Genomic DNA, 12,836 nt, shown 5'->3' with positions numbered 1-12,836 from the left:
CCCTTGGCCGGGATCTCCCGGGGGGTCGTGGCGTGCCGACCGTGTGCGTCGCCGTCGTCGCCGCGCTCCGTCGCCGCCGGGTCGTCCTCGCCTGTCATCGCTCCGCCTGGTGCTCGAGGGACACGTGGACGAACTGCAGGAGGTCGGCGGCGCCGACCGCGGCGAACGCCGACAGGACCATGCGCGCCGGCCCCGGGTCGAACCGCAGCGCCGCCGTGCTGGCGCTCGCGATCCACACGTCGAGGCAGAACGGGCAGCTCAGGAGCTCGCCGACCGATCGCCGCCAGCCGCGACCGACAGGGCGGACGTTCACCTCGCCCGGACCGCCGTGGTCGACGAACTCGGCGAACGGCGCCCGGAGCGGCGACGTCACGGTCTGCTTGGTGAGCAACCGGGACAGCTTGTACGTCGACAGGCCCACCAGCGCGATGTCGGACCACTGGGTGGCCGGTGGCGTCGCCCCGTCGGCGCGACGCCGGTGCAACGCCACCGCTGCGGCGCCCGCCGCGACCACGTAGACCGCCGCGACGGCGCGATACCCCGCAAGTCGCTCCGGATCGTGGGGACCGAGGTCGTCCGGGGCGGTGTCCGGTCGCTGCAGCTGCACGAGCGGGGATCTACCCGGTGGCTCCCGCCTCAGACGGGGCGGGGCGGGGCCACGTCAGTCCCGCGGGTGGAACTGCGAGGCCCAGTGGCGGAACCGTGGGATCGGCCCGTCGCCCTTCACCAGCCGGGGACGCTCGACGTGGCGGAGCCCCTCCCAGATCGGCACGTCCTGGTGCACGCCGCCGACCGCGCCCCGGTGCATGAGGTCGGCGACGTCGTCGACGGGGACGCCGGCGATGCGGTCGCCCTCCGGCGGCCGCTGCACGGTCGTGGCGACCGTGAAGTCGAGCCGCCCGGCAGTGGTCGGCGTGGTGAGGAGGAGCACGCGGTACCGGAGCCCGACGGCCTCGGCGGTGTTGAGAGAGTGGGCGTAGCCGAGCCCGTGGGTGTCGGTGTCGAAGAACGTCGTGATCTCGGGCGGGCCCTCGCGGAGGAAGTTCGGTGTGGCGAAGTGGAACTCCGAGTGGAAGGACGTCCCGCGGTCGTCGTAGGCGGGGGCCGAGAGCGGGAAGCCGTGGACGATCCCGAAGTGGACCGAGTCGACGCCGTTCTCGTGCACGGTCTCGACGTGGGCGCCGATCGGGATCGTCGTCACCGCGGTGTCGGTCCAGCCGTCGAGGTCGAGGTCCGGGATGTCGAAGGTGGGGTCGCCGCCGGCGGGGTCGTGCCAGGCGAACAGGAACCCGAAGCGCTCGACGGCGGGGAACGCCCGGAGCCGGACGGCGTAGGCGGGATCGCCGGGGTACTCGGAACCGACGCAGTCGCCGTCGGGGCTCCACCGGAGGCTGTGGAACGGGCAGCGGAGCGACTCGCCCACCACGGTGCCGCCGCGGGCGAGGTCGGCGCCGAGGTGCGGGCAGAAGGCCGAGGTCACGGCGGCACGACCCGACGCCGTCCGGAAGGCGACCACCTGGTCGCCCATCCACGTCCGCTCGATCACGTCGCCGGGAGCGAGCTCGTCGGCGGCGCACACCATGAACCAGCCGATCGGGAACGGCGGGCGCGGATCGACGCGAGCCGGCGGGGCGACGGCCGAGGTCATCGGTCGGAGATGCCCGGCGCGAAGCGGCCGGCGAAGGCCCGCAGCGGCAGGTCGGCGCTCGTGACGATCCCGGGCGGCGCGTCGACGACGGCGCGGATCGCGTTGAGCGCAGGCATGCCGGTCACGGTCATGCCGACCGAGGCGAACGCGGCGACGTCGGAGAAGTCGGTGCCCGGCTTCGGGAGGATCAGGTGCTTCGAGTAGATGCACGGGTCGCCGTCGATCTGCGTGATGTAGCAGGCCTGGATATCCCACTTCGGCGAGGTGTGCGGCGTCATCTGCCACTCGAGGTGCATCTCGATGCGCGGCTCGCCGTCGACGATGCCGAGGTACTTCAGGTAGCAGCCGCCGAGCGAGCCCTCGGGCAGCTGGTACCAGCCGAGGTCGACGTCCTTGGTGCACGCGCCGAGCTCGTACTCGAAGCGCACCTCGTCGAGGGTGACGTCGAAGCAGTCCGCCATGAGCCGCACCGCGTCCTCGAAGACCCGGGTGTACTTCTCGAGCATCCCCGGCACGGCCGGGTCGTCGACCGGTCGACCGAAGCCCACCTCCACCCACGTGTCGACCGAGTGGTGGCACGACACGTCGACCGACTCCTTGCAGAGCACCCGCTCGATCTCGGTCACGTCGGTGGAGTGGACGATCGTGAGGATCTGGGCGAGACCGGGGTTCATCCCGGTGCCGTGGAACGTCGCCCCGCCGCGCTCGCACGCGGCCTGGATGACCTCGCGCTCGGTGCGCCCGGACGGGTGCGGGTGGTTGGCGACCCGGTGGTGGCCGGTGATCCAGTCGGCGGTGGTGACGATGTCGATGCCTGCCTCGAGGATCCGCTCGTAGAGGTCGACGTCGGGGAACACGCCGTGGAACGTCACGCAGTCGGGGCGGGCGGCCAGGATCTCCTCGACGGTGCCGGTGGCGACGACGCCGATCGGCTCGATGCCGACGATCTCGCCGGCGTCGCGGCCGACCTTGTCGGGCGAGTAGCAGTGCAGCCCGACCAGCTCGAGGTCCGGCTGGTTCCGGATCCGCTTGACCATCTCGCTCCCGACGTTGCCGGTCGCGACCTGGAACACCCGGACGCGTTCCCTGGGCGTCGTCATGTGCTGTCCTCCCCCTGTCGGCTCGCCCGTGACCGTACGCCGTCGGCGCCGTCCGACGCCTGGCCCGGCGGTCGTCCGGGCCGCGAGCCCCGTCCGATCGTTCACGCGATCGACAGCTGCCGGACACCTCCCGTCCACCGTCGTGGTCCCAGACTGTTCACCCGTGGCCCGAGCGGCCGTCCGGGCGCGTGGGGAGCGCCCGGTGGGAGGTGCCGCGATGGCTGCAGCGAAGCGAGCGAAGGACGACGCCGCCGGTCGCGGCGACCGGTCCGACAGCTCCGCGACCGTCGAGGCGCTGCACCTCATCACGGCGATGCGCGCCGACGTCGAGGCGCTCGTCATCTACCTCGACGCGGAGGAGAGGGCGGCGAAGGGGCGCGGCCTGTCGCCGAAGCGCCTGGCCCGGCTCCGGCTCGTCAGCGACGACCTGCGCTCGGCGCACGGCTTCGTCGCCAAGTCGGTGAAGGGCTGACCGGCCGCAACCGCTCCGTCGGTCGCGCCCGTGGCCCGGCGCTGCATCCCCGGGGCCCGAGCGGGGAACGTGTGCAGGGCCGACATCTTCAGAGGGGGTCGCCATGACCGACGTGGTCGCCGAGGTGTCCACCACGATCGCTGCGCCGAGGTCCGCGGTGTGGCACGCGCTCACCGATGCCGAGCTGTCGAGCGAGTACACGCTCGGCGGGGCCACGGTCGAGACCGACTGGCAGGTCGGGAGCCCCGTGACGTGGACGGGTGAGTGGAACGGCCAGGAGTTCCGGGACAAGGGGGAGATCCTGGCGAACGAGCCCGAGCAGCGGCTGTCGTACTCGCACTGGAGCCCGATGGGCGGCACCGACGACGCGCCCGAGAACTACCACGTGGTCACGCTGTCCCTCGACGAGGCGGACGGCGGCACGCTCGTGACGCTGACGCAGACGAACCTCGACGGCTCGGTGTCCGACGACGACCGCGAGCACCGGGCCGACTTCGAGCGGAACTGGGCGACCATGCTGGCCGACCTCCGGTCGGTGGCCGAGCGCTGACGGGCCCGCCGCGGATCAGACGGCGAGCAGCCGTCGCAGGACCCGTCGCATGGCGACGGTCGTGGCGTCGGCGCGGGTGTGGACGTCGGCCGGCGGATCGAGCGGGTGCGGTCCCTCGGGCAGCAGCTCGAGCATCCGGCGATCCTCGTCCCCGACCGCCTGCTGGAAGGCGATCGTGTCCTGCTCGGTCGTGCGGCCGTCGAGGATGTCGTCGCGCCAGTTGACCGCGAACACGCGGGTCCGCCCGGCGGCGACGGGCTGGAGGAAGAAGCCGGCGGTGATCGTCGCGTCGTCGTCGAGGTACTCGAGCCGCATGACCACCGAGAACGGCGCGGTGTAGCGGAGCACCATGTGACGCCGGCCCACACCGCGGCCGTGGAGGCGGAGGGTCCGGTGGGCGTAGGTCGCCTCGAACCCGGCCTCGCCGTCGGTCACCTCGAGCCGGGGGATGGGCGGCGCGTCGGGGTCGGCGAACGTCGCCCGGTGCAGCCACGGGATGTGGCCGAGGTCGAGGAAGTTCTCGGCGGCGGCCCCCGCCTCGACCGCCCACACCTGCGGCGGCGAGTGGACGGCGACGAACCGTCCGTCGTCCTCCTCCTCGACCACGGGCAGGTGCCCGATCGGCTCGTCGGGCGCGTACCACCAGAGCCCGAGCGCCCGCTCGAGCCGGGAGGGGTCGACCTCGACGCGGCCGCCGAGGAGCTCGGCGGTCGCGGGCGGGGCCTCGCCGGCGAGCCCGATCGGGTGGCGGAACCGGCGCAGCCTGGGATCGTCGCACCCGACGGCCTCGGCGTCGGGTGCGGGACCGACGGCCGCGCCGTCATGGTCGACCATCGCCAGGCGGGCCCGAGCGGGGATGCGGCCCTCGGGCCCGATCGCCGGGATGTCGACGCAGGTGCCGTCGCCGTCGTAGGCCCAGCCGTGGTACGGGCAACGGAGCACGCCGCCCTCGACGGTGCCGGCCGAGAGCGGCGCCCGCCGGTGCGGGCAGCGGTCGAGCGCCGCCCGCGTGCAGCCCCGGGCGTCGTCCCACGTCACGACGGCGACCCCGTCGCGCACCTCCCGCCGTGGCCCCGTGGGGGCGTCGACGGCGAGCGGGCGCGGCTCCGCGGGGGCGGTCATCCCACAGTCGTACGCCGCGGGCCAGCGGTGTGTCAGCGCGCCGGCGCCGAGTTCACACAGCGGCAACAGGACCGAGGTGCTCGTCCGCCGGTCCCGGGATCGCGCCGACCGCCGCTGCGGCCGCGACCGCGACGACCTACCCCGCCGGGCGGTACGTCCAGTGCCACGGCTCCCGTGGCACGTCCTCGACGAAGCCGAACCGGCCCGCGTTGGCCCGCATCCACGACCGCGCCGTCGGATCGAGGTCCAGGTCGAGGCTCTTGCCCCAGCCGTGGGTGCTGGTCCCGGGGACCGCGGCGAGCCCGCCGTTGCGGTACAGGCCCTTGCGCTCGGCGAGGTCCACCTGGGTGGCGTGGTCGCGGTAGGAGTCGGTGATGCCGATGGCGACACCGTCGGCGGCCGCGGCGGCGCGGAGCCGCTCGAAGGCGTCCGCCGCCGGCGCCCACAGGCGGTGCTCCGTCCCGGCGATCCGGGTGAGCCGGTCGGCCGGGATCCGCCCGTTGCCGAAGGCGGCGAGCTCCACCGGAACGCCGTCCGCGTCGGTGGCCGTGCTCGTCGCGAGCGGCGTGGTGCCGACCGGCGTGGTCGACGTCGTGGCCGTGCTGCCCAGCGCGGCGGCCAGGAGGCCGGCGAAGTCGGTGCCCGTCGTCGCGTCGGTCGTGGCGCGGGAGGTGGGCGCCTCGGTCGGGCGGATGCGCAGCTCGGCGATGCGAGCCTGGACGGCGGCGAGTCCTTCGAGGGCCACGGCGGATGGGAGCGCGCACCGGACGGAGGCGCTCGGAGGTTGATCGGCCGCCGTCCGGTGCCGATGAGGATCCGGCGCACCTCACCGCGCGGCCCGCTCTGTCACGGCTGACGGCCCCGAACGGGACCTCCAGCCGTGACAGAGCGGGGAGGGGCGGCGTCAGAGGGTGCGGGACCGCCAGAGCAGGGCGGCGAGGACGACGCTGACGAGCGAGACGGCCAGCCCGACGATCCAACCCGCGGCGTCGGCCGCGACGAGGATGGCCCCGAGCGCGGTGGCGATCCCGACGATGCCCGCGGTGGCGACGACCCGGACGAGCGCCGACTCGGGCGCCCGCCGGGCGGGCTCGGGCGGGAGGAAGCCACCGTCCCGGCCGAGCGGGGGCGACGTGGCCTCGTCGCCCGGTCGCCCGGGCGGGGGTCCGCCGTCCACGCCCGGCGGAGCCGGCTGCGCCATCGACGGCGGCGCGTCGCTCGGCGGGCCGCCGGGTCGGGCCCGGGTCGACGGGTCGTCGCTCATGCCGGCCTCCTCACACCTGGTCGTCCTGCCGGTCCGGCTCCTCGGGCCGCTCCGAGACCGGCGCGCCCTCGGTCGGCTTGCCGGGCTGCGTGGAGGGCGTGGCGGGGTCGGGGTACTCGCCCCCGCCGGCGGAGTTGCCCGGCACGTTCTGCTGCTGCGGGAGGATCCAGCCGTCGTCGGTCTCGACCGGTTCGCCGGTGTACATGCGGATGTCGTCGCCGTCCTCGTCGATCAGGTCGCGCTGGTCGCGCAGCGACCCGGGCTCCGCCCGCTCGAAGAAGCGGAGGTCCGACCCGACGGTGCCCTCCTCGTGGGTCCGGGCGCTCACCGCCGTCCCCGGCGGCGGGTTCGCCACGCCGGGTTCCTCCGAATGCGGGACCTCGTCGCCCCGCTCCTCAGCCTTCCGGTCCTGGTCGTCCGCTGCCACGTGCTGCCTCCGGTGGTCGTCCGACCCGCGCCTACCCGTCCCGGCGCGGAGCAGTCGGGCCGGGAACCGGTCTGGCCGCGCTCCGGACCGGATAGGTCGGCACGACAACCGCCCCCGACGCTCGGTGCCGTCGCGGGTCTGCAGGCGAGGAGGCCCATCGTGCGCACGGAGACCGGTCACGCGAGCGCCAGCGCGGCCGACCTCGAACCGAGTCGAGGCGACCGGCCGACGAGACGGGCGGCCCCGCTGATCCCGCTCCGCGCCGCCGTGTGCTTCGCGGCCTCGGCCGCCACCACGCTGGCCGTGTCGGCGGTGGCCGTGATGACGGCGGGCGGCGTGGACCGGGGCCGTGGGCCCTGGCCCCGGCTGCCCGACTCCACCGGGGGGTGGCTCTCGGTCCTCGGGCGCTGGGACGCGGCGTGGTACGTGGATGTGGCCGCGCACGGCTACCCGGGTTCGTCGGGCTTCGCCTCCGATCCCCGTGCGGCGGCGTTCTACCCGGTCGTCCCGGGCCTCCTGCGGGGGGTCTCGACGATCACGGGGCTCCCGCCGGTCGCGGCCGGCGTCGCGGTCGGCGGCCTCTGCGGCCTGGCCGCCGTGGCGGTGGTGTGGCACCTCACCGACGAGCTCGCCGGTCCGGCCGCCGCCGATCGCGCCGCCGCCGTGCTCGCCTTCTCGCCGGCGGCGTTCGTGTTCGTGCTCCCGTACACCGAGGGCCTGGCGATCGCCGCGGCCGCCGGCGCGCTGCTGTCCGCCCGTCGCGGCCGCTGGTGGGTCGCAGGGGCGCTCGGCGCGGTCGCGACCGCGACGCGCCCGAACACCGTCGTGATCGTCGTGGCGCTCGCTGCGGCGGCGTGGGTGTGGGGTCGAGGTCGGCGCGTCGCCTGGGTCGCGCCGGCCCTGTCGACGGTCGGCGTCGGGGTGACATGGATCGCGCTGTGGGTGCGGACCGGCACCGCACTCGCCTGGCTCGAGGCGGAACGGATCGGGTGGAAGGAGCAGATGGACTTCGGGCGCGGCACCGGGGAGCGCGTCTGGCGGGTCGTCACGGAGCGCTCCGCCTCGCTGGCGCCGACCGGTCTGATCGACGTCACGGTGGTCGCTGGGGTCGTGCTGGCGATCGTCGGCCTCGTCGCCCTCTGGCGCTGGCGGCCGCCGCTCCCGGTGCAGCTGTACGGCGTCGGGGTGATCGCCCTGTCCGCCACGTCGGCCGTCGTCGGACCGCGACCGCGCATGGTGCTCGGGGCGTTCCCGCTCGCGATGGCGGTCGGGGTGGTGTGGGACGGCCGGGCGCACCGCCGGATCGTGCTCGTCGGCGGCGTCCTGCTCGTCGCGCTGTCGTGGATCACCTTCACCACCACGGCGGTGGCGCCGTGACCACCACGCCCGCGGACCCCGTCCTCCTGCCCGACGACGCGGTCGCCGGTCCTCTCGGGGCCGAGGCCCGGGGGGCCGACCGGGTGCAGGCGGTGCTGCGCGCCGGCCTCGCGGTCGCGGCGGCGGTGGCGATCGGCGCGTACGCGGTCGTGGCCGTGGTGCGGCTGCGCAGCGCCGTCGAGCTCGAGTGGATCGAAGGCGGCATGGTGGACCAGGTGCGGCGCACGCTCGACGGCGAGCCGCTCTACGGGCCACCGACCCTGACGTCGATCCCGTACCTGTACACGCCCCTCTTCACGCTGGTGGGCGCGGCGCTGTCGTGGATCGTGGGTGTCAGCCCCGAGCCGCTTCGAGCCGTGTCGATCGCCTCGTCGCTCGTCGCGTTCTGGGCCACCGCCCGCCTGGTGGTGGCCGAGACGGGCGACCGGTGGGCGGGGCTCGTCGGGGCCGGCGTGCTCGCCGCGTCCTACGTCATCTGCGGGGCGTGGTTCGACGTCGGCCGGGTGGACTCGCTGATGCTGGCGCTCACCGTCGCCGGTGCGCTGCGCATCCGCACGGCGACCACCGACGCCGCCGCCGCGGCCGGCGGCGTCCTGCTGGTGCTGGCGGTGCTGGCCAAGCAGGACGCGCTGCTCCCCGCCGCGGCCGTCCTGCTGTGGCTGGTCGTCGCGGACCGCCGCAGAGCCGCCGTCGCGGCGGGCACCACGGCCGTCGGGCTGCTCGCCGCCGGGATCGCCCTCCAGCTCTCGTCCGGCGGCTGGGCCTGGTTCTACCTGGTCGACGTCCCTCGTTCGCACGAGATCGTCCACGGATCGCTGCTGGGGTTCTTCACGAGCGACCTCCGGCCGTTCGCGTGGACCGGCGTCGCCGCCGTCGTGGCCCTCCTCGCCGCCCGCCGCCGGGGCACGGTCAGGTGGTGGTTCGTCGCGTCCTACGTGGCGTCGATGGTCATGTGCGGCTGGCTCGGTCGGATCCACAGCGGCGGGTGGGACAACGTGCTCATGCCCGCCGTCGCGGCCGTGGCGCTGCTCGCGGGCCTGGCGGCGGCGTCGGCGCGCCGCCTCGGTCCCGGCGTGCCGGCGACGATGTGCCTGGTCCTGCTGCTCGTGCAGTTCTGGGCGATCCGGTGGGCGCCGTGGGACCAGGTGCCCTCGGCGGACGACGAACGCGCCGCGGTGGCCACGGTGGCGGCGCTGCGGGACCTGCCCGGCCCGGTCTACCTGCCGGCGCACCCGTGGTGGCTGTCCGAGGCCGGTGGCGAGCCCACCGCCCAGAGCGCCGCGCTGGCCGACGTGCTCCGCGGACCGCCCGGCGAGGGCCGAGCGCTCGCCCGCGAGCTGGACCGGGCGTTCGAGGAGCAGCGGTTCGCCGCCGTCGTCGTGGACTCCCAGCGGTGGATGTCGTACCTGCCGGACTCCTTCGAGGAGCACTACCGGTACGAGCGCGACCTGCTGCCCGGCGGCCGGGTGGCGCGGTCCACGACGGGGTTCCGCACCGGGCCCGCGGAGGTGTGGGTGCCGCGCTGATCCTGCTGCCCGATCCGCCCTCGGGCACCGGTCCGCTCGGGCGGGGCGCGCCCGGCCGGGGGATCGTTCGCACGCCGCGGGGTAGGAGCCGGGCCGCCGTTCGCCCCCACCCAGCGAGGAGCCGCCCGATGTCCAGCAACCGACCGCTCGACCCGGAGGTCGCCGCCCGCCGGGCATTGGGGGTCCGGGAGCTCCGGGAGGGCCAGCGGCCGGCGATCGAGGCGGCGGTCGGGGGGCGCGACGTGCTGGCGATCATGCCGACCGGGTCCGGCAAGTCGGCCATCTACCAGGTCGCCGGCGCGCTCATCGACGGCCCCACGGTCGTGGTGTCGCCGCTGGTGGCGCTGCAGCACGACCAGATGGAGGGCCTCCGCGAGGCGAACGCCGGCGCCGCCGCAGCGCTCAACGCCGGCACGAGCGGCCGCCAGGGCATCCTCGACGCCTTCGTCGGCGGCGAGCTCGAGTTCCTGTTCGTGGCCCCCGAGCAGCTGGCGGTGCCCGAGACGCTCGACGCCGTCCGGCGGGGCCGGCCGTCGCTCGTCGTGGTCGACGAGGCGCACTGCGTCTCCGGCTGGGGTCACGACTTCCGTCCCGACTACCTGCTCCTCACCGACGTGCTCGACCAGCTGTCGCGGCCGCCGACGATCGCGCTGACCGCGACCGCGTCGCCGCCCGTGCGCCGGCACATCGCCCAGGGGTTGGGCCTGCGCGACCCGCTCGTGGTGGTGACCGGTCTCGACCGGCCCAACCTCTCCCTCGAGGTCCGTCGCACGCCGTCCGAGCGCGACAAGTGCGCCGAGCTCCTGGACTCGATCCCGCCGGGCGAGCGCTGGATCGTCTACACGACCACCCGACGCGGCTCGGAGGAGCTCGCGGACCTGCTGGTCGGCCACGGCCGGCGGGCCGCCGCCTACCACGCCGCCCGGCCGGCGGGGACCCGGCGAACGGTGCAGGACGACTTCTCGGCCGGCCGGCTCGACGTGGTCGTGGCCACCAGCGCCTTCGGGATGGGCATCGACGTGCCCGACGTGCGCGGCGTGCTGCACTGGGACGCACCCGAATCGCTCGACGCCTACTACCAGGAGATCGGCCGGGCGGGGCGCGACGGCGAGCCGGCGACCGCCGTCATGCTGTTCCGCCCCGAGGACCTGGCCCGGCGAACGGCGCTGCAGGCCCGCGGCGGCGTCTCGGCGCGGACGGTCGGCGCGGTGGTGGACGCCCTCGCCGCGGACCGATCGACCACGATCGCCGACCTCGCGACGCAGCTGGGCGTGCACCGCCGCACGGTCGTCAAGGCCCTGACCCGCCTGCGGGAGGTGGGGGCGGTCGACCTCGAGGACGGCGAGCGCGTCGTCGTGCACCGGCTCCCCGGCGCCGCGGCCGCCGTCGACGAGGACGAGCAGGCGCGGGCGGCGTGGCGCGAGACCCGTGGCGCGATGGTCCGGGAGCTCGCCGAGACGCCGGACTGCCGCCGCAGGATGCTGCTCGGCTACTTCGGCGAGCAGGCCGACGCGTGCGGCGACGGGTGCGACAACTGCCGTCGGGGACGGCCCGGCGCGGCCGGTCAGGACGACGCCTCGCCTGCGCTCCACGGGTTCGGACCGGGGGCGGCGGTCCGGCACCCCGAGTGGGGCGACGGCGAGGTCGTGCGCTCCGACGGCGAGGTGATCGTGGTGTCGTTCGAGCAGGCCGGCTATCGCACCCTCGACGCCGCGCTCGTCGCCGAGCGGGACCTGCTCCGACCCGCCGCCGGCGACGCCTGACCCGGCCGCCGGACCCAGCACGCGCGACCGCCGTCGAACGTCGACCGTCTGCGCCCACCGGCGCGGGGTAGGCGCGGGTCGATCGAGGAGGCTGCCGTGGCACCGGACGATGACGACGGACCAGCGATGGACGAGGTCGCCGAGCGGACGGGCGCGGACGGTGCGCCGGCCGACGACCGGCCCGGGGACGAGTCCGAGGACCGCGACACCGCCGAGGGCGACCGCGACGACGACCTGCCGCCGGGCGCCCAGGCCGCCGGCGAACCGCCGGTGAGCGGGCACCGCGGCGGTTCGGCCTGATCCGGGCGCGGCACCCGTGAAGATCGTCGTCACCGGCGCGTCGGGCAACCTCGGCTCGGCGATCGTCCCGCACCTCGTGGCCGCGGGCCACGAGGTGGTGGGCGTCGCCCGGCGACCGGTCGACGACCACGGCGACGTGCGCTGGCGGTCGGTCGACATCTCGGTCGACCCGCTCGACGACGTGCTGCGGGGTGCCGACGCGGTCGTCCACCTCGCCTGGCTCGTGCGCCCGTCGCACCGTCCCGTCACGCTGTGGCGCACGAACGTCGTCGGGACCCGCCGGGTGCTCGAGGCGGCGGTCCGCCACGACGTCGGCACGTTCGTGCACGCAAGCTCGATCGGCGCCTACCGGGCCGGTTCGAAGGAGCACCCGGTCGACGAGTCGTGGCCGACCGACGGGGTGCCGACGTCGTCGTACAGCTGGCAGAAGGCCTACGTGGAGCGGATGCTCGACGCGGTCGAGGCAGTGGGTCCGATGCGGTGCGTCCGGGTCCGGCCGACCCTCGTCCTGCAGCGGTCCGCCGGCAGCGAGGCGCGGCGCCTCTTCCTCGGGAGGGCGGTGCCTGCGCCGGTGATCCCGGTCGGGCCCACGGTCGCGCTGCTGCGGCGGAGTCCGCTGGTGTTCCAGGTGGTGCATGCGGACGACGTCGCGAGCGCGATCGTCCGGATCCTCGGGACCGGGGCCCGCGGCGCCTTCAACCTCGCCAGCGACCCGCCGCTCGGGTCGCCGTCCGCGTTGTCGGGCCCCACCGCCCGGGCGGCCGAGCTGGCGGTGCGCGCCCTGTGGTCGGCCAGGGTCGTCCCGGCCGATCCGGGCTGGGTCGATCTGCTGGCGGCGGTGCCGCTGCTCGATCCGCGTCGAGCTCGCGACGAGCTCGGCTGGCGGCCCACGCACGCGCCCGAGGACGTGGTCCGAGAGGCGTTGGAGGGCGTGCGCTCAGGCGCCGGCGCGCCGACACCACCGCTGCGACCGTGGGGTGCGCCGGACCCGACCACCGCACCCGGCGGCCTGGAGGCGACCGGCGATCACACGTCGCTGCCGCCGGAGCGCTCCTCCGGGGGCAGCTCGTCGGCCCGCTGACGCCGCTCGGCCTCGACCGCGGCCTCCTCCGCCTCGGCCTCCACGCCCTCCGCCTGACGCTCGGCCTGCACCTCCGCGTCGGACGGCAGCTGCCCGGGCCGGGGATGGCGGGCCAGGTCGTCGTCCCCGGGCTCCACGTCGTCTCGTCCTGCCATGTCGCCTCCTCGGATCTGCCCCGTCGCCTCGCGGCGTCGGCTCCTCGGCCG

15 protein-coding genes are annotated in these 12,836 nt (G+C 75.4%); 7 read left to right on the top strand and 8 right to left on the bottom strand.

What is annotated here, in order from left to right; all coding sequences use genetic code 11:
• Nucleotides 1-94 precede the first annotated feature (94 nt).
• Genes LH044_RS08300 through LH044_RS08290 form a run of 3 tightly spaced genes read right to left on the bottom strand, consistent with a single transcriptional unit; the run spans nt 95 to nt 2,748 of the window.
• Nucleotides 95-607, bottom strand: coding sequence for a DUF1360 domain-containing protein (locus LH044_RS08300; protein WP_227759560.1), 513 nt, complete (start codon nt 605-607; stop codon nt 95-97).
• Between the two features lie 54 nt (nt 608-661).
• The gene (locus tag LH044_RS08295; RefSeq protein WP_227759559.1) at nt 662-1,648 is read right to left on the bottom strand and encodes an aromatic ring-hydroxylating oxygenase subunit alpha; all 987 of its coding nucleotides are present in this window, start codon (nt 1,646-1,648) and stop codon (nt 662-664) included.
• Entirely contained in the window at nt 1,645-2,748 is a 1,104-nt protein-coding gene (locus tag LH044_RS08290; RefSeq protein ID WP_227759558.1) for an NAD(P)H-dependent amine dehydrogenase family protein, read from the bottom strand. Before LH044_RS08290 ends, LH044_RS08295 begins: the two co-directional genes overlap by 4 nt.
• A 217-nt stretch (nt 2,749-2,965) precedes the next feature.
• Here LH044_RS08290 and LH044_RS08285 point away from each other — a divergent pair, with 217 nt between their 5' ends.
• Nucleotides 2,966-3,220, top strand: coding sequence for a hypothetical protein (locus LH044_RS08285; protein WP_227759557.1), 255 nt, complete (start codon nt 2,966-2,968; stop codon nt 3,218-3,220).
• A 103-nt stretch (nt 3,221-3,323) separates the two neighbouring features.
• Nucleotides 3,324-3,770 (top strand): SRPBCC family protein, encoded by a 447-nt coding sequence (locus LH044_RS08280; RefSeq protein ID WP_227759556.1) that lies wholly within the window; start codon nt 3,324-3,326, stop codon nt 3,768-3,770.
• 15 nt (nt 3,771-3,785) lie between these two features.
• Here the strand turns inward: LH044_RS08280 and LH044_RS08275 are convergent, their stop codons facing one another.
• The 4 genes from LH044_RS08275 to LH044_RS08260 form a co-directional block, all read right to left on the bottom strand.
• Nucleotides 3,786-4,892, bottom strand: a complete 1,107-nt coding sequence (locus LH044_RS08275; protein WP_227759555.1) for a Rieske 2Fe-2S domain-containing protein — start codon at nt 4,890-4,892, stop codon at nt 3,786-3,788.
• A gap of 136 nt (nt 4,893-5,028) precedes the next feature.
• Entirely contained in the window at nt 5,029-5,637 is a 609-nt protein-coding gene (locus tag LH044_RS08270; protein WP_227759548.1) for a M15 family metallopeptidase, read from the bottom strand.
• Between the two features lie 159 nt (nt 5,638-5,796).
• Nucleotides 5,797-6,156 (bottom strand): hypothetical protein, encoded by a 360-nt coding sequence (locus LH044_RS08265; RefSeq protein WP_227759542.1) that lies wholly within the window; start codon nt 6,154-6,156, stop codon nt 5,797-5,799.
• A 10-nt stretch (nt 6,157-6,166) separates the two neighbouring features.
• Nucleotides 6,167-6,511: a hypothetical protein gene (locus tag LH044_RS08260; RefSeq protein WP_227759540.1), complete on the bottom strand. Its 345-nt coding sequence runs from the start codon at nt 6,509-6,511 to the stop codon at nt 6,167-6,169.
• Between the two features lie 231 nt (nt 6,512-6,742).
• Between LH044_RS08260 and LH044_RS08255 the strand changes: the two genes are divergently transcribed.
• The 5 genes from LH044_RS08255 (at nt 6,743) to LH044_RS08235 (ending at nt 12,630) form a co-directional block, all read left to right on the top strand.
• Nucleotides 6,743-7,960, top strand: a complete 1,218-nt coding sequence (locus tag LH044_RS08255; RefSeq protein WP_227759538.1) for a putative hexosyltransferase — start codon at nt 6,743-6,745, stop codon at nt 7,958-7,960.
• Nucleotides 7,957-9,486: a glycosyltransferase 87 family protein gene (locus tag LH044_RS08250; protein ID WP_227759536.1), complete on the top strand. Its 1,530-nt coding sequence runs from the start codon at nt 7,957-7,959 to the stop codon at nt 9,484-9,486. The genes LH044_RS08255 and LH044_RS08250 overlap by 4 nt, the downstream gene beginning before the upstream one ends.
• 128 nt (nt 9,487-9,614) lie before the next feature.
• The gene (locus LH044_RS08245; RefSeq protein ID WP_227759530.1) at nt 9,615-11,249 is read left to right on the top strand and encodes a RecQ family ATP-dependent DNA helicase; all 1,635 of its coding nucleotides are present in this window, start codon (nt 9,615-9,617) and stop codon (nt 11,247-11,249) included.
• 96 nt (nt 11,250-11,345) lie between these two features.
• On the top strand, nt 11,346-11,549 hold the full coding sequence (locus LH044_RS08240) for a hypothetical protein (protein WP_227759528.1): 204 nt from the start codon (nt 11,346-11,348) through the stop codon (nt 11,547-11,549).
• 16 nt (nt 11,550-11,565) lie between these two features.
• On the top strand, nt 11,566-12,630 hold the full coding sequence (locus tag LH044_RS08235; protein WP_227759527.1) for an NAD-dependent epimerase/dehydratase family protein: 1,065 nt from the start codon (nt 11,566-11,568) through the stop codon (nt 12,628-12,630).
• Here the strand turns inward: LH044_RS08235 and LH044_RS08230 are convergent.
• Entirely contained in the window at nt 12,576-12,785 is a 210-nt protein-coding gene (locus tag LH044_RS08230) for a hypothetical protein (protein ID WP_227759525.1), read from the bottom strand. The genes LH044_RS08235 and LH044_RS08230 overlap by 55 nt on opposite strands.
• Between the last annotated feature and the right edge of the window lie 51 nt (nt 12,786-12,836).

It is taken from the genome of Dermatobacter hominis (genome assembly GCF_020715685.1).
GTDB lineage: Bacteria > Actinomycetota > Acidimicrobiia > Acidimicrobiales > Microtrichaceae > Dermatobacter > Dermatobacter hominis.
This window is presented reverse-complemented; position numbering and strand designations above follow the sequence as displayed.

What these genes read in the sequence shown, in the direction of transcription:
- LH044_RS08295 (WP_227759559.1), bottom strand. Translation starts at nt 1,648, where the DNA reads ATGACCTCGGCCGTCGCCCCGCCGGCTCGCGTCGATCCGCGCCCGCCG.
- LH044_RS08290 (WP_227759558.1), bottom strand. Translation starts at nt 2,748, where the DNA reads ATGACGACGCCCAGGGAACGCGTCCGGGTGTTCCAGGTCGCGACCGGC.
- LH044_RS08285 (WP_227759557.1), top strand. Translation starts at nt 2,966, where the DNA reads ATGGCTGCAGCGAAGCGAGCGAAGGACGACGCCGCCGGTCGCGGCGAC.
- LH044_RS08280 (WP_227759556.1), top strand. Translation starts at nt 3,324, where the DNA reads ATGACCGACGTGGTCGCCGAGGTGTCCACCACGATCGCTGCGCCGAGG.
- LH044_RS08275 (WP_227759555.1), bottom strand. Translation starts at nt 4,892, where the DNA reads ATGACCGCCCCCGCGGAGCCGCGCCCGCTCGCCGTCGACGCCCCCACG.
- LH044_RS08265 (WP_227759542.1), bottom strand. Translation starts at nt 6,156, where the DNA reads ATGAGCGACGACCCGTCGACCCGGGCCCGACCCGGCGGCCCGCCGAGC.
- LH044_RS08245 (WP_227759530.1), top strand. Translation starts at nt 9,615, where the DNA reads ATGTCCAGCAACCGACCGCTCGACCCGGAGGTCGCCGCCCGCCGGGCA.
- LH044_RS08230 (WP_227759525.1), bottom strand. Translation starts at nt 12,785, where the DNA reads ATGGCAGGACGAGACGACGTGGAGCCCGGGGACGACGACCTGGCCCGC.